Source organism: Jutongia sp. SJQ-6 (assembly GCF_054161275.1).
The window spans coordinates 1,671,668-1,693,254 of the sequence record NZ_CP195314.1 but is presented as its reverse complement, the minus strand read 5'-3'; the positions used below and the strand labels follow the sequence as shown (position 1 = coordinate 1,693,254).

Genomic DNA, 21,587 nt, shown 5'->3' with positions numbered 1-21,587 from the left:
GCTGAAGTGAAAAGTAATAAACTGAAAGAGCTATTGATCAACAGCAAGACGATTTCATTCACGATCATTATTATTGTAGGTGTGCTGGCATGGGTGGGCAATCAGCAGATGAAGTCTTATGAGGACAGCATTTTGTCAATCTATGCAGAGCAGCAGGATGCGTATGTTCAGCTTGTTCTTGACCAGATCAATGTGTTGGACGACCGCAGCGATGAAGAGATTGTGACGAAGATATTAGGCTCGTTGGATGCATCCAGTCGTAAATATTGGACATTGACGAAGAATAAAGCCCTTTTGTTTGTAAAAGATGTCACAGAGACCAACAGATATAAGGGACTTACATCTAATACATTTTTTTCCGGAGACAGTGCGACCAAATTTTTACAAAGTCTGGCGGTGAATAAAGTATCTCATAAGATCATTCAGATGGGGGATGACCGTTATGTGGCATCCGGTGTGATCTTTGGCTATAACGGAGCACGTTATACAATATGCTTATTGACGAATGACACGGTTATTTTGGACAATAATTCCTTTATGGCCTCCAAGATCGGGTTGTCGGTATTCATTAATGGAATTTTGATCATATTGCTGCTTTCTACAATGGTGTTTAGTATTTTATCAGATATTCGCAAAAATAAGCTCGCTAAGATGAAAGCACATACAGAGGAGCTTAACCGTATTGTTGAACGGCAAACCGAAACGATCAAGGCGATGGATTATTATCATACCCGGTGGAATGTGTACCATATCCGGCTGATGGATGTGTTTGTCCAAAAATTAGGACAGAGAAAAGTGACGCCAATTACACTTGTACGGCTTTCATTTGCTTCGGAAGCTGCGAAAAAACAGTTTTTAGAACGGGCACAGGTGCTGTTGGATGAAAAGATCATCCGTTTTGATGCAGAAGATTTAGGCGTTGTATTGATCTTTATCCAATATCGTATGGAGGAAGCGGTACAGGCACTGCACAGACTTCCGGGAAGTGAGGAGATGTTTAACGTCGAGGAGACGATGGCGAAAGAAGATGAGGAACTATCGCTGCAGGCCGTGTATGTTCAGTTTCAGAAGGCATTGCGCGAACGAAAGGAGAAGAAACATGCATAGTGGAGCGATCAATCGAGAATATAAATTTAAGTTTTACCTGAATGCCAATCATTATATTATTATTGATGGTAAAGAGGGAGAACAGCATCCGCATACGTGGGAATTTATGGTTCACATTCGAATGAACGGTCAGAAATTTGTGCAGTTTGATGCATATGAAAAAGCCATTGATGAGTATTTCAATCAATATCAGAATCATTTGATCAATGAGATTGAGCCGTTTGACCATATTATTCCAACATTGGAAAATATGTCTGATTATTTTGTGCGTGCGATCAAAAAGATCGTACAAAATCTGGATGGAGAACTTGTCCGAATGGAGAGTAGTGAGACACCGACGAGAAGTTATGTGATCAATTTTGAACACAATGAGGATTATTTGGAAAGTGTGCGCAGGCATTCCGATCATCAGATGAGTGAGATTATTGATGAGGTGTTGGATCGAGTGATTGAGTAGCGAGGAGAGAGTGCAGTGAAGAAAAATGCAGGCATTGTATTGGCTATGATATTATATGCATTTCTGGCAATAGGGATTGTGTTTGTAATATATATAGGTGGGACGTATCCGGTGGGAGCAGATGCGATGAGCCATGTATATAAGGGAAATGTATTATATCATAATATCAGCCGGGGAAATTGGTATCCGCTTTATGATAATTTGTGGTACAACGGAGTTCAGATGTTGCGTTACTGGGCACCACTTCCGGTGTATTTTTCAGCGTTTTGTCAATTCCTAGCAGGTGGAAGTGATATTAACGGATATTTGATATATATATCCTTAGTGTTTTATGGTGGGGCATTGGTCTGGCTATATATAGGGATTCGCCAACAACGAATTATGCTAGGCACTTTTGTGGGTGTTTTATGGTTTTTCCTGCCAAATAATCTTTATACGTTGTTTGTAGTAGGACATTTAGGTCGTGCTTTGCTAATGGTTTTTCTGCCATTAATATTGTACTTCATAGAAATCAGTTTAATAAAGGGAAGATGGCAGACGGTATGTAAAATAGTTCCGGTTTATGCGTGCATGTTGTTGTGTGATTTAGAATATGCGGCTGTGTTTGCGCTGATCATGTTGAGCTATCTTTTGATCTATCGTATCATCAACCATCAAAAAGGTCGTTGTATTCCAATTATGTGTGCAATGTTCTTGGGCTTTGCGTTGATAGGAATATGGCTTGTGCCATCGCTGCGTGGTGGGAAATTAGCGGACGATGCGTTGCGTATGATGAAAGGGTATTTCCAAGACGCAGTTATTTCTCTGGATCCGGTAAGAAGACTTACGCGAGGCAATGTTGATTATTATTTTGGCTTGTCTGTGTTTTTGCTGGCTGTTTTCGGCGCAGTTTGTGGCAAGAAAAGGTCATTGCACGGTTTCTGGGCAGGATTGATCTTTTTTGCATGCACGACAACGTCTATGTGTGCTATTTTTGCAAAAATACCGGGAGGACGTTATATATGGATGCTACAGTTTATTTCGATTGCCCTGTGTTTTATATTATATAGTTTTGTGACCTGGGATACGTTGAAACGTGGATTTGTTGTTATTTGCTGCATTATATTAGTTGTCGACATTGTTCCGTCTTATACGTTGATCTATCACGGAAAAGGAACACTAACGGCAAGCGAAAATATGGAGCAGAGTGCACAGGGAACATTGATTGCAAAGGCTCGTAAAATCACCAAGCAGCGCGCAGCATTGATTGACGGAAGTACGCTTGGAGCGATGGCACCATATTTGTTGACAGACTATAATGGAGCGAAAGTTCCGGAATCATTTGGAACCGGATGGCGGGCAGCAACAACATCGAACAATATTGCTCGTTTGAATGATGCTGTTGAGGAAGGATTTTATTTGTTTTTATTTGATCGATGCCTCGAATTAGGTGATGATACTGTGTTGATCAAGAAAAGTGAGCTTCGAGATCCGGATAAAGATCTGATTGAAGTGACCGAATGTGCCCAAAAATTAGGATACATACTGGCAGCATCGAATGATAGTTATCTGCTTTACCATATAAAAACTTATGAGCAGTTTGGTACGACTTGTCAATATGAGGGGTTAGCTATCGGTTCGTCTTCCGATTTCTTAGCATATGGTTATCCGAATATAGAACCGGGGGACTCGAATAATGTAAATGATTATTCGTATGATAAATTATCAAAATATAAAGTGATTTACTTGTCAGGTTTTACGTATGATGATAAAGATAAGGCTGAAAAGATGCTTTTGAGGTTAAGTGAGGCGGGGGTTAGGATTATTGTAAATGGAGATGGAATACCTGATAATCCGCAAACTAAAATCAAAGAATTTATGGGTGTGGAATGTCAGGATATTTATTTTCAGAATGGATACCCTGTGCTTTATACAAAGGAGGGGGAACTGGATACGTCATTATTTGACGTAGATAAAAGAAATTGGAAAACAGTTTATTTGAATGGTCTGGATAATACAATGGGATATTTATATGATACGGGAGTAAAAATTGATTTTGCGGGAAACGTCGAGAATGATAATATTGTATTCTTGGGAATTAACTTAACGTATCATTATTTCCTGACTAGAGATGAGTCAGTGGGGAAGTTTTTAGGCAGCTTAATGGATGATGCCTTGGCTGAACTTCCGGATCGGGCATTGGTTCCATTAGATATTGCGCATGCCGGAGATCAAATTATCATTATTAGTCCGCAGGATCAGGTTAATACGACAATTGCGTATCAAGATATTTTTGATAGCAGCGAAAAGATTCACTCGGTTCATAATTTGTTGGAAGTAAACAGTGGAGAAACAAAGATTACGTTGAAGTATCCATATTTTTGGCCGGGGATGATAGTTTCAATATTTGGTGTGATCGGTTGGATTTTGTTTGGTGTATGGATGCGGAAACGACAAATCTTAAACAAATCTTAATGAAAAACCACCTTGAATCTTAATGAAAAAATCGGTATCCTTAATCTTGTAAGTGGGATGTAGATTTCGGAGATGGATTTGAGGGGAATATCTGGAAATGCTATCGAGCTTACGTTGTTGTAGTAGAGATTCTAATAAAAAATCTTACATGTTTCAAAAGAGCAGGTGTCCATATCTTCGGACATCTGCTCTTTCTCCGTTCTGCAGTTCCTTTTATTTAATAGGAAATTGCTCGTAATGTTACGTTATGCCACCAAGAATTGCTTTAGCAATTCTTGCAAAGCAAAGCGCAGGCTTTGCTTTTTTATGCTTCAAGTGCTTTGATATCTGCAACAATTTGTTCTGCGGTCAAATGATTCTCTTTGACAACCTCATTAGGGTCGTAGCGATCCAAAAATTCCTTTTTCAGTCCATAGTTCCGTACTTTGATGTTCGAAGTACCGTAGTATCTGGCAATCTTCTCGCCAAAACCGCCATCCAAAATGCCATCTTCGATGGTCAGAACGAGCTCATGATCTTCTTTGAGCTTATCCAACAATTCGGTATCGAGTCCGGTGATGTAGTATGGATTGATCACGGTTGCCTGAATGCCGGTTTCTGCTTCTAACTGAGCAGCAGCTTCGCAGGCAAGTCCGTAAAAGGTACCAAGACCAAGAATGGCAATTTTGGACCCTTTTTTGGTTACCTCATATTTGTTGAGCTTACTAAAATCTTTGGTGACCGGTGTGCCGGTGGATACCATAGCACCGCCCGGAAGCTTGATAGCAACAGGAAGTTCGGTCTGTTCTAGGCTCCAATCCAGCATGGCAATATAATCCTCTTTGGAGGTTGCTGCCAAATAAACAAGGTTTGGAATGTTTGCCATCATTGGAATGTCATACAAACCTAAATGTGTAACGTCATTCATGCCATAAACCGAACCGCAGAAAGTAACGATCGTTGCAGGACTGTTATTGATACATAAATCCTGAGAAATCTGGTCGTAGGTTCTCTGTACAAAGGTGCTGTAAACACCATAGACAGGTTTGCCGCCATTTGCAGCAATACCGGAGGCAAGAGCTACTGCGGTTTCTTCGGCAATGCCGACATCGACGAATTGCTTTCCGGCTTCTTTTCGTTTATCTTCTGTAAAACCAAGAATAGTAGGAGTTCCGGAAGTGATCGCTACAACGGCAGGATCTTTTTTCATCTTGTCTAACAGGTATTCTGCTGTAACAGAAGAATAATCTTCTTCCGCATCTTGGAACAGTGCCTCACCGGTTTTGATATCAAACGGCGCGCAGTAATGCCAGTTCTCTTTATGCTCCTCGGCTGGTGCGTATCCCTTACCTTTCAGTGTGTTGATATGGACAACAACCGGTTTATTGCTGTCTTTTACTTGGGAGAAGGCATCGATCAAAGACGCTGTGTCATTGCCCTGATCAACGTAAACATAGTCTAATCCCATTGCACGGAATAAGTTGCATTCAGCCTGACCTTTCGTGTCGCGAAGCAGCTTGAGATTGCCGTAAAGACCGCCATGATTCTCGGCGATGGACATATCGTTATCGTTTACGACAATAATGAAGTTGCCGTCTAATTCTGCAGCATAATCTAATCCCTCTAAAGCTTCGCCACCGCTCAAAGAACCATCACCGATGACAGCGATCACGTTGCCGTCTTCGCCATTTAGATCTCTTGCTTTGGCAAGTCCACAGGCGAGGCTGACAGAAGTAGAGGTGTGACCGACGGTAAAGAAGTCGTGTTCACTTTCATTTGGATTGCTGTATCCGGACACGTCCTCAAAATGTTCTTCGTATAAATAAGCATCTTTACGTCCCGTCAACATTTTGTGCGGATAAGACTGATGTGATACATCGTATACGATCTTATCTTTTGGTGATTCGAAAACGTAATGGAGTGCGATCGTTGCCTCCACCATACCGAAGTTCGGCCCGAAATGACCACCGTGTTTGCTTAAACGGTTTAATAATGCAGCACGCATTTCGTCTGCCAAAGTATTTAACTGTTCTACGGATAATTTCTTTACATCTTGTGGTCCATTAATCTGTTCTAAGTACATGAATTTTCCTCCCATGATAATTTTCCTGTTTTGACTGCAACTTCGTAGCGAGAAATTTTATAATCCAGTTTACTTATTGCAGCTTGTAATTGTTTCTGTTGTTCTTCTAAATTGCGTCTCTGTTCCTGCAGCAGTTCGAGACGCGCACTGAAAGTCTGGTCGCCCTGTTGATACAGTTCGACATATTCAATCAATGATTATATTTTTGACTCACTTCTTTGATGGTCACGGTAGTCACCTCCTGTTTCTTAGTGTAACACTTGGAGTAGACTCCAAGTCAACCCCTATTTTAGCAATAGGAAAAAACTATAACACATAAAAAATAATTCCAATAGGTAAAATAGGAAATAGCAATTGACAGTGTAAGAGGGAGTCTTTATAATAATACCTACAGGTTTACTAGGAAATAAACGGCGCCTGACAGCCAAGATTTTGTGTGGAGAAAGGATTATGCTATATGGAAAGAGAAATTGAGACAAAATGTTTGCATTTAGAGGAAGACGAAGGTAAAACAGATCATTTTGGTGCGATCAGTTACCCTATTTATCAGACAGCGACGTATGCACATCCGGGAGTAGGACAAAGCACCGGGTACGATTACAGTCGTTTGCAGAATCCAACCAGAGAACATTTAGAGAAAATGGTGGCTTCTTTGGAAGGCGGAATTGATGCGCTGGCACTTTCGAGTGGAATGGCGGCAATATCATTGCTGATGGAGCTGTTCAAGCCGGGAGATCATATTATCGCTGATTCGGATCTGTATGGAGGATGCATTCGTTTGTTTCAAAACGTCTCGGATAAGAACGGCATACAATTTTCAAATATTGATTGCTGCAGAGAAGATATTGAATCGTATATTACAGAACAGACGAAAGCAATCTATATTGAAACACCGACCAACCCAATGATGAATGTAACGGATATAGCGGCAACAGCAGAAATCGCACACAAGCACGGTTTGTTGTTGATCGTGGATAATACATTTTTATCGCCATATTTCCAGAATCCGCTGAAACTTGGTGCAGATGTTGTAGTACATAGTGGTACGAAGTATTTGGGAGGACACAATGACACGCTTGCGGGATTTTTGGTAACCGGTCGAGAGGACATTAGCGAAAAACTTCGCTTTTTGATCAAGACAACGGGAGCGGGACTAGCACCTTTTGATAGCTGGTTGATCCTGCGAGGTATTAAAACATTGGGGATTCGCATGGAACGTGCCGCTGATAATGCTTTGAAAATTGCCAAATGGCTGACGGCGCAGGATGTTGTTACGAAAGTGATTTATCCGGGATTGCCGGATCATCCGGGCTATGAGATCATGAAAAAACAGGCGCGTGGTTTTGGTGCAATGTTGACATTTCAATTGAAGGATAAAGAAAGTGCACTGGCTGTATTAGAAAAGGTTCGCATGATCCGTTTTGCAGAGAGCCTTGGTGGAGTGGAGACGTTGATCACCTATCCAGCGACACAAACGCATGCAGATGTTCCACAGGAAATTCTCGAAAAGAATGGAATTACAGATGCGACACTTCGTTTGTCGGTGGGGATTGAGAACGTCAAAGACCTGTTGGCAGAACTGGAAAGCGTGTTTGCTTCTTTATAAAATAGCGTGTTTATTTACTAGTGGTATATTTGGCTGAAAATGCAGGATGATTATAGAATAGATTGCTAGCAAATGCAGCATGGCGATAGAAAGGATTGCTAGCAAATGCAGCATGGCGATAGAAAGGATTGATAGCAATGGCAGAAAGAAATTTGAATTTTGACGCGGTAGTCAATCGTAAAAATACCGATTGCTTAAAATATGATTTTGCAAAACGAAGAGGTATGCCGGAAGATGTGCTCCCGTTGTGGGTGGCAGATATGGATTTTAAGACGTCTTCTTATATTGAGGACGCGGTGATAGAGCGCACGAAGCATGGCATATTTGGCTACAGTGAAGTGCAGACCCCTTATTTTGAGACGGTTCGGTCTTGGATGAAAAAACATCACGACTGGGACATTCAGGAAAAATGGCTTATCAAAACGCCGGGCGTTGTTTTTGCGCTGGCAATGGCGGTAAAGGCGTATTCTGAGCCGGGAGATGCCGTGATGCTGCAGCAGCCGGTGTATTATCCGTTTTCGGAGGTGATCGCCGACAATGGTAGAAAGGTGGTCAGCAACGACCTGTACAAAGGTGATGACAACCGTTATCACATAGATCTGGAGGATTTTGAACGTAAGATCGTAGATAACGACGTTAAGCTGTTCCTGCTTTGCAATCCGCATAATCCGGTGGGGCGTGTGTGGACGAAGGAAGAGCTTACCGCAATGGGAGATATTTTGGTAAAACATCATGTTACGGTTGTGAGTGATGAGATTCATGAGGACTTCGTATTTCGTGGAAAGCATCAGGTATTTGCGGCGATCAAGGAAGAATTTGCGCAGATCAGCGTGACCTGCACGGCGCCGAGCAAAACGTTTAATATTGCCAGTATGATGATCTCGAATATCTTTATCCCAAATAGAGAGTTAAAGGCAAAGTTCCGGGCGCAGCTTGATGCGGCAGGAATTAGTCAGCTTAATGTACTGGGGCTGGTTGCGTGCGAGGCGGCATATGCACACGGAGAAGAGTGGTATAAGGCAATGCACTCATATGTTGCCGACAATATTGCCTTTACAAAGGAATATGTTGAAACGCAGCTTCCGGGCGTGTCTATGGTAGACCATGAGGGGACTTATCTGGTCTGGCTGGATTTCCGCGAAACCGGATTGAGTGTGGATGAGGTGGAGGATCTGATCGTACACCGGGCAAAATTATGGCTCGACAGTGGTAAGATCTTTGGCGACTGCGGCAAAGGGTTTCAGCGCATCAATGTAGCATGTCCGCGTGCAACGTTACAAGAGGCACTTGACCGTATTAAGACGGCACTGCAGGAGAGTGAGGCGCAGTAATGGCTTGTATCGAGCACTGCGTCTCATAGATGATCCCTATTAAATCGGTATCTTACACAAGCATTGTCATGTATATAGGAATATACAATATGTTATCTTTTTGCATAAGATCTTTCGTATAAATAATATATCTGTCCTGCATTTTCAATTGATACTTTTTTACGAAGTAATCAAATGATTTGTGCGAGGTGTAGGAGGAAGACTTCACCTCGATGGGACAGATTTTTTTATGCTTAACGGTCAAGAAATCGATCTCGTATTTTTTCTCATTACTCTCATCAGAAGGTGTATAGCGATATTCATGAAAATATAGGTCGTGTCCAGATGCTTTCAGCATTTGTGCTACCATATTTTCAATGATCATTCTCTGATTGATACCAAGTTTCCCAAAAATCAGAGATTTGTAGATATTTTCATCTACGTTATCCTGGCTTTTCATAATCTGCGTTACTAACAGTCCGGTATCGCCCATATAAAGCTTAAAATTGCTTCGATCAGCAAAGAGTTCCAAGGCGATTTCGGGTTTTGTAACATGGATACATTCATTGCCGATCATGGATTCCGCCACAAAATTTACAGCATTGATATAATTCTGATAACGCGCATTTTTGTCAATCAATGAAAATTTAAAATGCGAATTTTTGTTTTCCAGTTGCTCTGGAATCGTACGAAAAATGATGGAAGCTCGCTGATTGTTTTCGGAATCGTATTTGTATAGATCCTCTTCGTACAAACTCAAAATATTACGTTTTACGAAATCAATCTGTGTGAAATCTTTGCCGGCAATATAGGCATCTACAGCCTGAGGCATTCCGCCAACTACCATATAAGTGCGGAATTTGTTCATGAGCTGTCGATGGATGCTGTCACCGAGTGGTTTGCGTTTTATGAAAGCGTCCTTGATTGCTTCATAGGAAACGGTATCATCGGTTGCCCACAAAAATTCTTCGAAATCCATAGGATACATTTTAAGTTTGTATTCTTCGGATGGAATCAGAATGTTTTGGACATTTTTATGAATAGAGATCAAAGAGCCGGTTTCGATATATTCATACCTTCCATCCTGTACTAAATATTTTATGGCCTGTCTTGCCCATGGAAACAACTGCACTTCGTCAAAGATAATGACGCAGTTTTTGCCATGGAGTGATCGCCCTTTAAGCAGAAATAAATTGCGGAAAAAGGTATCAAGGTCATTGATATTATTTATAAAGTTGTCTTTTATGTCTGTACTTTCGCGTGCAAAGTCCAATAACATATAATCATCATATTCTGCTTTCGCAAATTCTTCTACAATGGTACTTTTTCCGATTCGTCTTGCACCCTCGATCAACAGAGCGGATGAACCGGCCGATATTTCTTTCCATTTTAAAAGCTTTTGGTATAATTTTCGTTTAAATAACATGATGGGTTCCTTTCTACAGTGCATTAGTCGCTTAAATCACCATTTTATAAGCTTTATTGTAATATAGTTTTCCACAAATAACAACCTGTATTCACGAAAATAAGAAAAGTTTTTGTATGAATATTCACGAAAATGAGAAATGTTTTACTCTGAATATTCACGAAAATAAGAAATGTTTATTCCTAATTCTTCACGAAAATGAAAAAAGTTGCATGACATATTCTGCGAAATATGACGATGCAGAATGTCAATGACAAATTTTTAACAAATTGTTGATAATTCCTATTGACAATATAGGAAAAGGTGGCTATAATTGCAAATATCATAAATTGATAAAACCTATCGAAAAACTAGGAATGCAAAGAGCGCAATGGAAAGGGGGAGCAACGTGAGTAATACATATCATGATCTGCAACAATCCCATCCCTGCTTTGGGGGGCATAAAAATAATGTGGGACGCATTCATTTGCCGGTGAGTCCGGGGTGTAACATTGCTTGTCGTTTCTGTGATCGTGTTATAAACGATGTAGAGGAAAGACCTGGTGTCACATCGAAAGTGATCACACCTACAGAAAGTTTAGAGATCCTGGATAAGGCATTGAGGCTTTGTCCGGAGATTACCGTGGCTGGTATTGCGGGACCGGGAGATACATTAGCCTCTGACTATGCGCTGAAGACGTTTCGCGGTGTCAAAGAACGATTCCCACAGCTTATTAAATGTATGAGCACCAATGGATTGCTTTTGGAAGAGAAAGCAGAAGAAGTGATCGAAATAGGAATTGATTCCCTGACAGTAACTGTTAATGCAGTGGATCCGGAGATCGAAGCTAAGCTAAATAAATACATTATTTATCATGGTAAACGTTATGATGGTGTAGAGGGCGCAGAAATCCTCATTAAAAATCAGTTGGCGGGCATACGAAAAGTTGCGTCTGCCGGGATTACCATAAAGGTCAATACGGTGTTGGTGCCGGACATCAACGGAGATCATATTGCAAAGATCGCTAAGACGGTAAAAGAGGCCGGCGCAAAAATATATAATATCATACCGTTGATCCCACAGTATGAATTGGCGGATCAGACAGCACCGACCTGTAGTCAGATTGATGCGGCGAGAACAACGGCTTCCCAATATATTGACGTATTTAGACATTGCCAGCACTGCCGGGCGGATGCAGTTGGAGTTCCGGGCAGATCAGAATATGGAGATCAGATTTATCAAAGAAAACTGCGTGTGCGGGAAACATTTTCACATGGTTAGGAAAGGATGATGTCGATGCAAAATGATAGGAAGATCCGCGTGGCAGTGGCATCTTCGGATGGCATTGTGGTTAACAGTCATTTTGGAAGAGCACGTGATTTTTATATCTACGAGGTGTCCGAAAATGAGGACACCGTACTTTTGGAAAAGCGCGAGCTCGTACCGATCTGTGAGACCGGTAATCATGATGAGGGAAGATTACGGGATAATGTAAAACGTTTATCGGACTGTGATTATGTAGCAGTGAGCCGTATTGGTATGGGTGCACTGCGGGTTATGAATGAGTATGGAATAGCTGCAATGGAATTGCCGGGGGAGATTGAAGATTCTCTGCATCGCATTGTGGTATATGACCAAATACAAGGATTAATGACAACAAGGTAGGATCCTGGATAGGATAGGAATGGAGGAGACAATGGCAGAATTGAGACAGATTGCAATTTATGGCAAAGGTGGAATTGGAAAGTCTACAACAACACAGAACCTGACTGCAGGACTTGTAGAACACGGTAAGAAAGTAATGGTTGTTGGCTGTGATCCGAAGGCTGATTCTACAAGATTACTACTGGGTGGTCTGGCGCAAAAGACGGTTTTGGATACGATCCGTGATGAGGGAGAAGATGTCGAATTAGATAAGATTGTGCGTGAGGGCTACGGCGGCACGCGATGCGTTGAGTCCGGTGGACCGGAACCGGGTGTAGGCTGTGCAGGACGTGGTATTATCACATCGATCAACATGTTGGAAAATCTCGGAGCCTATACGGATGATCTGGATTATGTATTTTATGATGTTTTAGGAGACGTTGTCTGCGGTGGATTTGCAATGCCGATCCGCGAGGGCAAAGCAAAGGAAATATATATTGTGGCAAGTGGCGAGATGATGGCGCTGTATGCAGCTAACAACATTGCCAAGGGTATCAAACGTTATGCGCGTACCGGTGGCGTCAGACTGGGCGGTATTATCTGTAACAGCAGAAATGTAGATCGCGAGCTGGATCTTTTACGTGCTTTTGCAAAGGAATTGGGAACGCAGTTGTTGTATTTCGTGCCACGTGACAATATCGTACAGCGAGCTGAGATCAACAAAAAGACGGTGATCGAATATAAGCCGGATTCCAATCAGGCGCAGGAGTACCGCAATTTAGCAGAAGCTGTCATTAATAATACTAAATTTGATATTCCAACGCCGATGACGCAGGAACGCTTAGAGGAAATTCTACTGGAATTTGGTTTGATGGATTCTGCGGACGATTATCATATTTGATCAGAGCAATAGAGAAAGGATGGACATTGCATGGGAAAGATTTATAGATCAATTACAGAATTAGTTGGAAAAACACCGTTGTTGGAGCTGGCAAATTATGAAAAGAAACATGATCTTCCGGCAAAGCTTCTTGTAAAGCTGGAATATTTCAACCCGAATCAGAGCATTAAGGACCGCGCTGCATTAAACATGATCGAGGAAGCAGAGAAAAAAGGTTTGATCAAGCCGGGAGATACTTTGGTAGAGACGACGAGTGGAAATACCGGAATCGGTCTGGCAGCGATCGCAGCAACCAAAGGATATAAATTCCGTGTATACATACAGGATCAGGTTAGTGCGGAACGTTTTCAGGTGATCAAGGCGTTTGGCGCGGAAGTTATCAAATTGTCGGAAGAACCGGTTATCGTGGAAACAATGGAGAAGACGGGTGGGGATTTTATTGCTGCTGTAGCGGCACTGAGAGATCAAGTATTGGCGAAAGAGGAAGGCATCTTTTTCGTTGATCAGCTTTCTAACCCGGCCAATCCGGCAGTCCATGAATCAACGACTGGTCCGGAAATCTGGGAAGATACCAATGGTAACGTTGATATTCTGGTGGCAAGTGTAGGTACCGGCGGAACCGTTTCAGGAACCGGTAAGTATCTGAAGTCTAAAAATCCGGACTTGTATGTAGTGGCATTGCAGCCAGGTAAAAATTCATTGCCAAGCCCGGAAAACCCGGCACCGGAAGAGATTATGGGTGTGCACCCATTTGCCGGAGTGCCGAGAGAAATGGTACCGGAGATCATGGATATGGACATTTATGATGAACGCTATGATGTGGAGACGCCGGATGCGTACCGTGTGACACGCGAAGTTGCTAAAACAGATGGAATTCTGGTTGGAACATCATCCGGTGCAGCAATCTTTGCGGCAACGGAGATAGCCAAACGACCGGAAAATGCCGGCAAAAATATTGTTGTTATCCTGCCGGATACAGGACTTCGTTATCTGTCTACGAATTTGTTTAATGAGGATTTTGAGGTATAGACAGGAAAACTGTTGTTTGACGAAGACTTTAAGGCATAGACAGGAAACCAAGCAGCAACGCAAATTGGCAGATCATAAGGCTGGAGGAACAGCATGGGAAAATATTTGATCGCAGTTGCTACTTCAGATGGGGTGCATGTCGACACACCTTTTGGAGAAGCAGAGCGTTTTGAAGTATACGAAATTACAAAGGATGCATATTGCAAACTGGAAGAGAGAACGGTAGTGCAGCATGATGAAGGTGTCCTAAAAGATGGACAGGACGCAGATCAGCGATCACAGGCCAATGACACAGAGCATTGCGGTTGTGATGCCGGTGGTCATTCCTGTGAAGGCAGTAATGACCGTGTAGAGTGTGTCGCGGACTGTACCTTTGTCGTATGCAGTAAGATTGGCTTTCATATGCAGAAGCTGCTTGCAAAGCACGCTGTTACTGCGTTTGATGTGGAGTGCACTATTGATGAAGCTCTTCACAAAATAGGGTGTTATTTAGCAAGACAAAGAAAGGCTTGGTGACGAATATGAAAATATCCACAAAAGGACGATATGCGATCAAGCTAATGCTCGATCTGGCGCTTTACAGCAAGGGGCAGCCGGTAAAGATCAAGGAAATCGCAAAAAGACAGGGGATTTCCGAAAAATATCTGGAGCAGATCGTGGCGACGCTCAATAAAGCTGCCCTTGTGAAAAGCATTCGCGGTTCTCACGGTGGGTATATGTTGAGTGAGCCGCCGAGAAATTATACTGTGGGACGCATTCTGCGTACTATGGAGGGAAATCTATCCCCGACAGACTGTGTTGGTGCCAATGGTTGGCCTTGTGAAAATAAGGCAACCTGTGTCAGCTTGATCATTTGGCAGAAACTAGACGAAGCAATCAATGGTGTGTTAGAGGGCATGACTCTGGAAGATTTGGTGGAATGGCAGCAAAATCTATGGACGGATCAATATGTGATCTAGCAGCAAAATTGTAAATCATTGACGCATTGCGAGAAAGGAATGAAAGATTGTTATGGCGAAAAAGCAGTATTCCGGTGTGAGAGAAAGTAAACCGGGCAGAATTAATGATTTAGGAACGACGGGAAAAGAAGTCGAGGAGCAGTTTCGAAAAGGCTGTTTGAAAAAAGCAGACCGAACGTTTGCACAGGGATTGCAGTGCCAGCAGATCAATAGTATGGCGGCATTGATGTCTTTGGAAGACTCTGTATTTATTTCGCACTCCCCGCAGGGATGTGTTGGCTGTTCGATCATGGCAGTGGATATGTTCCGTGTCGGTCAGGCGCACCGCGGCATTAAAAATATCCGCAATCCACGCATTATCGTATCAAATGTGGATCAGAAAAGCGTTGTGTTTGGCGGCGAACAGAAACTTCGCGAGGCAGTGAAAAAGGCAGTGGAACGTTATCATCCGAAGCTTGCCTTTATCTATGCTTCCTGTGCCTCCGGTATTATTGGAGATGATATCGATGCGATCGCATATGATCTGCAGGAAGAGTATCCGGACACCGTTCTGGTGCCGATCCATTGTGAGGGCTTTAAGTCCAAGATCTGTGCTTCCGGTTTTGACGCAGCATTTTTAGCGATCAATAAGTATATTCTCAAGAAAGAGAGTGTGCCGAAAGAAAAAGGATTAGTAAATCTGTTTGCGCCGACAACGGTTAGCTATGCTGATCAGAAAGAGATGGAGCGTATGCTGCACAATATTGGCGTGGAGGTAAATTACATACCATTTTATAGTTCTCTGGAGAAGATCAAGCGCATTCCGGCAGCCGAGGCATCTACTTCGATCTGTAAAGTATTTGCAGATGAATTTATGAAAACCTTATGGGAAGATTATGAGATCCCATATTCGCATACGGTGATGCCGATCGGTATCCGTAATACCGAAAAATGGTACCGCGGTATTGCAAAAGTGCTGGGCAAGGAAGAGGAAGTCGAAGAGATCATTGCGAAAGAGCGAGAGCGTATCATGCCGCTTGTTCAGAAACTTCGTGACAGACTGCAAGGTAAGCGGGTATTTATCTGTGGCGGTACCGGGCGATCTTTTGCGGCAGCAGCTTTGATCGATGATTTTGGCATGGAATTGGTGGGATTAGAGACACCAACCTATGATGAAGATGCACAGACAGATATCGAATATCTCAATGGCATTCATAAAGACTTCGTCGTTGATATTGCCAATATGCAGCCATTCGAGCAGGTCAATCTTGTGAATAAATTAAAACCGGATGCTTTTATTGGTGTTCCGGACTGGGCGGCTAAGCTTGGCATTCCGACTACACATGTATTGGACGGTAAGCGTCCGACGATGGGATATGACGGTCTGATCTATCTTGGCAACAAAATCGCAGATCAGCTGCAAAATCCGGGATTTAATGTAAAGTTAGCACAACATAGTAAATTACCATATAAGGATTCGTGGTATGAGCAGGATGCATTTAAGTATATCAAGAAATAAAGAAAGGCAGGAAAAGATATGTCACAGGTTACAGAAAATCCAAAGGGCGGCTGTGTTTTAGCAGGCATTAATTCTGTATTAGGAGCGATCGACCGTGTGTGTCCGATCTATCATTCAGGACCGGGCTGCTGTATGCAGACTACAGCAGCAGATCAAGGGCAGTCCGGACACAAATCTTCTCGTTTTGTGTCATCTGTATCACTGCCTTCTACCAATATGTTGGAAAAAGAAGTTGTTTTTGGCGGTACTGAAAAACTGCGCACAACTGTTCAGGGGGCTATTGATATTATTGATGCGGATGCATATTTCGTATTGACGGGATGTACCGCAGGAATTATCGGTGATGACATTGTCAGCGTTACAGAAGAATTTCAAGATAAGGGGTATTCCGTATATCCGATCGAGACGCCGGGCTTTGTCGGAGACAGCAATCTCGGCTATGAAACGGTTTGGACGACGATGATCAATCAGGTGATAGAAGAAGATGTGCCGAAAGATGATAAATTGGTTAATATTTTCGGGATCATCCCGTATCATGATCCGTTTTGGAGCGGTGCGCTTGAGGAGATCGATCGTATTTTATCTGCGTTAGGTCTTAAGGTAAATACGTTCTTTACAAAGCATCAGGGTATTGAAACGATCCGCAAATGTTCCGGTGCAGCACTAAACATCATCATCAATCCATGGCTGTTTAAGGGACCGGCCAAAAAGATGGAACAAAAATTTGGTATTCCAAGCATCCGCGTTCCGGGCTTATTTGTCGGGGCAACCGACACGACAAAATTTGTCAGACAGGTAGCAGAGGCAATGCACTTGGATCAAGAGATCGTGGATAAAGTGATCGCTGCGGAAGAAGAATATGTTTATGATTATTTAGCGCAGTCTGTCGGAGGGGTTAGCTGGAAGCGTTTTGCGGTTGTGGCAGATGCTAACAACGCTGTGGGTATCACCAGATATCTGGCAAATGATTTTAGTTTTACGCCGGTGCTTGTCATCGTGTCAGAACCACTGTTCCGTCAAGAGGATAAGGATCGCATTGTGGCACAGATTGAGGATTTGGAATATGCGAAACCGCCAAAGGTGATCTTTGCATCCGATCAGTATGAGATCAATCAGGCACTGCGGGAAGAGGAAGAAGAGATCACGCTGTTGATCGGCAGCAGCAATGAACGTGAGGTGGCATTGGAAAAGGATATTCAATTTATTCTGGCAGCCTTTCCGATGAATGAACGTTTGGTGTTTAACCGTACGTATGCAGGTTATCGGGGCAGCCTGACATTCACAGAGGATCTGTACGACAATCTGTAATTCTGTTTTTTGATGAAGAAGGAGTTTGATCTTCTGAAAAAGAAATTTTCTCAATCAGAAAAGAAGATAGTTGACAAATCCTACAAAAGGAGTATACTATTGTTAATTTCATAATAATAAACCGTTGAAGCGGAGATAAAAATGAAAGAGGCGCTTACAGAGAGCGGGGATGCTGAGAAACCGCAGAGAGCTGTTCATTAAATGGACCGCAGAGGGCATGGTCAAAAGCTGGTGATCCGGCTGAGTATTCCATGACGTAAGGCATGCGTCAGTTGCCGGGAATATGTTGGTATTTCGCAAAGAGCGTGAGGTTTCACGAAACAAGGTGGCACCGCGGGTAAAAGATTAACCGTCCTTGTTTAGCATTTATATGCTAAACAAGGACTTTTTTTGTTTTATATATGCAAAAAATGCTCCGCTATTAAGAAACTCTTTGCTTGAAACGAAGGAGGTTAGTGTGAAAAATACTGCTGATGCAGTATTTTATCACACGGCTATTTGTGCTGCAGGCGTCACAAAGTAGCCCTGTTCGCAGAGCCAAATCTGACATTTGGCTCGCGGTTCCTTCGACGCCAAATCTGACATTTGGCTCGCGGTTCCTTCGACGCCAAAGCGTCTGCGGAATGGAGGGTTTTTATGACAACACTGGAACAGGCAAAACAGATGGCAGATGGCTACAAAGTTGTGCCGATCAGCCGGGAGATCCTTTCGGATACCGTGACACCGATGGAAGTGTTACGCATCCTAAAAGGCGTGAGCAAACATTGCTACATGTTAGAAAGCGTAGAAAATCAGGAAGTATGGGGAAGATACACATTTTTGGGATATGATCCGAAATTAGAGATCACCTGTATGAACGGTGAAATGTGTATACGTGAAAGTGGGAGCGAAGAAGGAGCAAAAGAGCCGGTAGCTCATCCGGGAGCAAAGATCAAGGAGATCTTGAAAGAATACACCAGTCCAAAAGTAAAAGATCTTCCAAGCTTTACCGGAGGATTGGTCGGATACTTTTCTTATGATTATGTTAAGTACAGCGAACCAAAGCTTAATTTGGATGCCGACGATCAGGAAGGGTTTAAGGATGTCGACCTTATGTTGTTTGACAAGGTGATCGCTTTTGATAATCTTCGTCAAAAGATATACATCATCGCCAATGCAAGGACAGAGAATCTGGAACAGGAATATGACAGATGTCTCGCAGAAATTGAAGAAATCGTGGATCTTATAGAGCATGGCACACCGGCACAGATCACGCCGGGTAAGATCACATCAGAGTTTCGCCCACTCTTTTCGGAGCAGGAATATTGTGCGATGGTTGAGAAAGCGAAGCATTATATTTACGAGGGAGATATTTTTCAGGTAGTGCTTTCCAATCGTTTGGAAGCCGATTATGAGGGAAGTTTGTTCAATGCGTATCGTATGCTGCGCACGATCAATCCATCCCCATATATGTTTTATTTTAGCAGCGATGACATTGAAGTGGCGGGTGCTTCGCCAGAGACGTTAGTGAAACTGGAAGATGGCGTGCTGCATACATTTCCGCTTGCCGGAACAAGACCCCGCGGCAAGGATGCCGCAGAAGATGAGCGACTTAGAACAGAGCTGCTTGGTGATGAAAAAGAGCGCGCGGAGCACAATATGCTGGTAGATCTTGGCAGAAATGATCTTGGCAAAGTAAGTAAGTATGGCAGCGTAGAAGTGGAAGATTATATGGCGGTGCTGCAATATTCACATGTTATGCATATAGGATCGACCGTGCGGGGTGAGATCAGAGATGACAAAGACAGCTTAGATGCAGTGGATGCAGTGTTACCGGCAGGAACCTTATCGGGCGCACCAAAGATCCGTGCGATGGAGATCATTAATGAATTAGAGAACAATAAGCGTGGCATTTATGGCGGAGCCATTGGTTATGTTGATTTTACCGGCAATCTTGACACTTGTATTGCAATCCGTACCGTGTTTAAGAAAAACGACAAGATCTTTGTCAGATCCGGAGCCGGTATCGTGGCAGACAGTGTACCGGAAAATGAGTATCATGAGTGCATCAACAAAGCGAAAGCAGTAATGGATGCAGTAGATAAAGCACAGGGCATAGCATAATGGCAGTGCAGTAAGGAGGAGCCATATGATTTTATTGATTGATAATTACGATAGTTTTTCTTATAACCTTGTGCAGCTGGTTGGAACGATCGCCCCGGATATCCGTGTGATCCGTAACGATGAGATGACGGTAGAGCAGATCGAACAATTGGCACCGACACACATCATAGTGTCGCCGGGGCCGGGACGTCCTTCTAAGGCAGGTGTCTGTGAAGAGGTTATCAAATATTTTAACGGCAAAGTACCGATCCTTGGCGTATGTCTGGGACATCAGGCAATCTGTGAGGTGTACGGAGCGACCATAACATATGCCAAGAAATTGATGCATGGCAAGATGTCGGTGGCAGCGCTTGACACCGAATGCCTGGTTTTTGCGGGGATTGGAGAGACGGCAGAGGTCGCAAGATATCATTCGCTGATCGCTCAGAAAGAGACGATACCGGAATGCTTGCAGGTCATTGCTACGACGGACGATGGAGAAGTCATGGGAGTGAAACATAAAGAGGCACCAACGTACGGACTGCAGTTTCATCCAGAGTCGATCTTGACACCCAAAGGAATTGATATGTTAAAGAATTTTTTGAAACAGTAACAGGAAACAATACAGCAAAGTTTGTAAATAACGAGAAAGGAATGAGTGATCACTATGATTAAAGAGGCAATTAGCACATTAGTAGCAGGTGAGGATCTTACACCGGAGACAATGAAGCAGGTAATGGAAGAGATCATGACAGGTGAAGCAACCGATGCACAGAAAGCATCATTCCTAACAGCACTTGCTATCAAGGGTGAGACAATTGAAGAGATTACAGAGGCAGCCAAAGTTATGAGAAGTCATTGTGCTCCGTTTGACAATGATATGGATACGTTAGAAATTGTTGGTACCGGTGGAGACAGATCCAACACGATCAACATTTCTACACTGGCAGCATTGATCACGAGTGCAGCAGGCATCAAGACAACCAAACATGGTAACCGTGCAGCCTCCAGCAAATGTGGAACAGCAGATTGCCTCGAGGCGCTTGGCGTAAAGATTGATGGAGATGCAGAGGAGAGCTTACAGTCTCTTCGTGACAACAATTTCTGTTTCTTATTTGCGCAGAAATATCATCCGGCAATGCGCTTTGTTGGTGCAGTTCGCCGCGAGATCGGTATCCGCACAATGTTTAATATTTTGGGACCGCTTGCAAATCCGGCAAAAGCTAATATGCAGTTGATGGGTGTATGCGATGAAAACTTGGTAGAACCGTTGGCGCATGTATTAGTTAATCTCGGTGTGAAAAGTACGATGGTTGTCTATGGAATGGATTGTATTGATGAGATCTCCCTTAGTGCACCGACGAAAGTATGCGAATATCGAGATGGCAAGTACAAAACTTACGAGATCACGCCGGAACAGTTTGGTTTTACACGTTGCGAAAAGAGCGATCTCGTTGGTGGAGAACCACAGGAAAATGCACAGATCGTGCGAGATATTCTTGGCGGAGCCAAAGGGCCGAAGACAGATGTTGTATTGTTAAATGCAGGTGCAGCGATTTATACAGCAACGGCGGGAATTACCTTTGAAGAGGGCATTGCCAAAGCCAAAGAGGTGCTTGAGAGCGGCGCAGCATTAGAGCAGTTACAGAAACTTACCGCCAAATAATCTGTCGACAATGTTTTTTGCGTGAAATGTTGCGATAGGAGTTGCATAGATACGATACTGCGTGTAAAATCGTGAGCGGACAGAAATAGGAGGACTTG

The 21,587-nt window shown here is 43.1% G+C and carries 18 protein-coding genes; 16 read left to right on the top strand and 2 right to left on the bottom strand.

The features are described 5' to 3' along the window. Positions 1–6: 6 nt before the first annotated feature. The 3 genes from ACSAJE_RS07700 to ACSAJE_RS07690 are packed head-to-tail and all read left to right on the top strand — an operon-like array spanning position 7 to position 4,018. Complete coding sequence (locus tag ACSAJE_RS07700; RefSeq protein ID WP_118690560.1) at positions 7–1,107, top strand: hypothetical protein; 1,101 nt, start codon at positions 7–9, stop codon at positions 1,105–1,107. Next, complete coding sequence (locus tag ACSAJE_RS07695) at positions 1,100–1,564, top strand: 6-carboxytetrahydropterin synthase (protein ID WP_182448200.1); 465 nt, start codon at positions 1,100–1,102, stop codon at positions 1,562–1,564. The genes ACSAJE_RS07700 and ACSAJE_RS07695 overlap by 8 nt, the downstream gene beginning before the upstream one ends. A gap of 15 nt (positions 1,565–1,579) precedes the next feature. Beyond that, positions 1,580–4,018 (top strand): 6-pyruvoyl-tetrahydropterin synthase-related protein, encoded by a 2,439-nt coding sequence (locus tag ACSAJE_RS07690; protein WP_458008738.1) that lies wholly within the window; start codon positions 1,580–1,582, stop codon positions 4,016–4,018. Between the two features lie 304 nt (positions 4,019–4,322). Here the strand turns inward: ACSAJE_RS07690 and ACSAJE_RS07685 are convergent, their stop codons facing one another. Beyond that, positions 4,323–6,080: a 1-deoxy-D-xylulose-5-phosphate synthase gene (locus ACSAJE_RS07685; protein ID WP_118507868.1), complete on the bottom strand. Its 1,758-nt coding sequence runs from the start codon at positions 6,078–6,080 to the stop codon at positions 4,323–4,325. 457 nt (positions 6,081–6,537) lie between these two features. Here ACSAJE_RS07685 and ACSAJE_RS07680 point away from each other — a divergent pair, with 457 nt between their 5' ends. Both ACSAJE_RS07680 and ACSAJE_RS07675 read left to right on the top strand, forming a co-directional pair. Then, a complete protein-coding gene (locus ACSAJE_RS07680) occupies positions 6,538–7,686 on the top strand; it encodes a trans-sulfuration enzyme family protein (RefSeq protein ID WP_458008737.1) in 1,149 nt (382 codons plus the stop codon). Positions 7,687–7,823: 137 nt separating this feature from the next. After that, positions 7,824–9,017, top strand: a complete 1,194-nt coding sequence (locus ACSAJE_RS07675) for a MalY/PatB family protein (protein WP_458008736.1) — start codon at positions 7,824–7,826, stop codon at positions 9,015–9,017. A gap of 52 nt (positions 9,018–9,069) precedes the next feature. On the opposite strand, the gene ACSAJE_RS07670 is transcribed toward ACSAJE_RS07675, so the two are convergent. After that, complete coding sequence (locus tag ACSAJE_RS07670; RefSeq protein WP_458008735.1) at positions 9,070–10,422, bottom strand: ATP-binding protein; 1,353 nt, start codon at positions 10,420–10,422, stop codon at positions 9,070–9,072. A 388-nt stretch (positions 10,423–10,810) separates the two neighbouring features. Between ACSAJE_RS07670 and ACSAJE_RS07665 the strand changes: the two genes are divergently transcribed. The 11 genes from ACSAJE_RS07665 to trpD all read left to right on the top strand — a co-directional run bounded on the left by ACSAJE_RS07665 (position 10,811) and on the right by trpD (position 21,489). Continuing rightward, positions 10,811–11,683: a radical SAM protein gene (locus ACSAJE_RS07665; RefSeq protein ID WP_458008734.1), complete on the top strand. Its 873-nt coding sequence runs from the start codon at positions 10,811–10,813 to the stop codon at positions 11,681–11,683. Positions 11,684–11,698: 15 nt separating this feature from the next. After that, the gene (locus tag ACSAJE_RS07660; RefSeq protein WP_458008733.1) at positions 11,699–12,067 is read left to right on the top strand and encodes a NifB/NifX family molybdenum-iron cluster-binding protein; all 369 of its coding nucleotides are present in this window, start codon (positions 11,699–11,701) and stop codon (positions 12,065–12,067) included. A gap of 40 nt (positions 12,068–12,107) precedes the next feature. Then, complete coding sequence (gene nifH / locus ACSAJE_RS07655) at positions 12,108–12,947, top strand: nitrogenase iron protein (protein WP_458010057.1); 840 nt, start codon at positions 12,108–12,110, stop codon at positions 12,945–12,947. A gap of 30 nt (positions 12,948–12,977) precedes the next feature. Beyond that, the gene (locus ACSAJE_RS07650) at positions 12,978–13,976 is read left to right on the top strand and encodes a PLP-dependent cysteine synthase family protein (RefSeq protein WP_118507872.1); all 999 of its coding nucleotides are present in this window, start codon (positions 12,978–12,980) and stop codon (positions 13,974–13,976) included. Positions 13,977–14,069: 93 nt separating this feature from the next. After that, a complete protein-coding gene (locus ACSAJE_RS07645; RefSeq protein WP_458008732.1) occupies positions 14,070–14,492 on the top strand; it encodes a NifB/NifX family molybdenum-iron cluster-binding protein in 423 nt (140 codons plus the stop codon). A 5-nt stretch (positions 14,493–14,497) separates the two neighbouring features. Continuing rightward, positions 14,498–14,935 (top strand): RrF2 family transcriptional regulator, encoded by a 438-nt coding sequence (locus ACSAJE_RS07640; protein WP_022024784.1) that lies wholly within the window; start codon positions 14,498–14,500, stop codon positions 14,933–14,935. 52 nt (positions 14,936–14,987) lie between these two features. Beyond that, positions 14,988–16,433: a nitrogenase component 1 gene (locus ACSAJE_RS07635; RefSeq protein ID WP_118507874.1), complete on the top strand. Its 1,446-nt coding sequence runs from the start codon at positions 14,988–14,990 to the stop codon at positions 16,431–16,433. An 18-nt stretch (positions 16,434–16,451) separates the two neighbouring features. Then, positions 16,452–17,741: a nitrogenase component 1 gene (locus ACSAJE_RS07630; protein ID WP_444156625.1), complete on the top strand. Its 1,290-nt coding sequence runs from the start codon at positions 16,452–16,454 to the stop codon at positions 17,739–17,741. A 636-nt stretch (positions 17,742–18,377) separates the two neighbouring features. Beyond that, positions 18,378–19,844, top strand: coding sequence for an anthranilate synthase component I (trpE, locus tag ACSAJE_RS07625; protein WP_444156624.1), 1,467 nt, complete (start codon positions 18,378–18,380; stop codon positions 19,842–19,844). A 25-nt stretch (positions 19,845–19,869) separates the two neighbouring features. Next, entirely contained in the window at positions 19,870–20,436 is a 567-nt protein-coding gene (locus ACSAJE_RS07620) for an anthranilate synthase component II (protein ID WP_458008731.1), read from the top strand. A gap of 54 nt (positions 20,437–20,490) precedes the next feature. Continuing rightward, positions 20,491–21,489, top strand: coding sequence for an anthranilate phosphoribosyltransferase (gene trpD, locus ACSAJE_RS07615; protein ID WP_444156623.1), 999 nt, complete (start codon positions 20,491–20,493; stop codon positions 21,487–21,489). Positions 21,490–21,587: the final 98 nt, after the last annotated feature.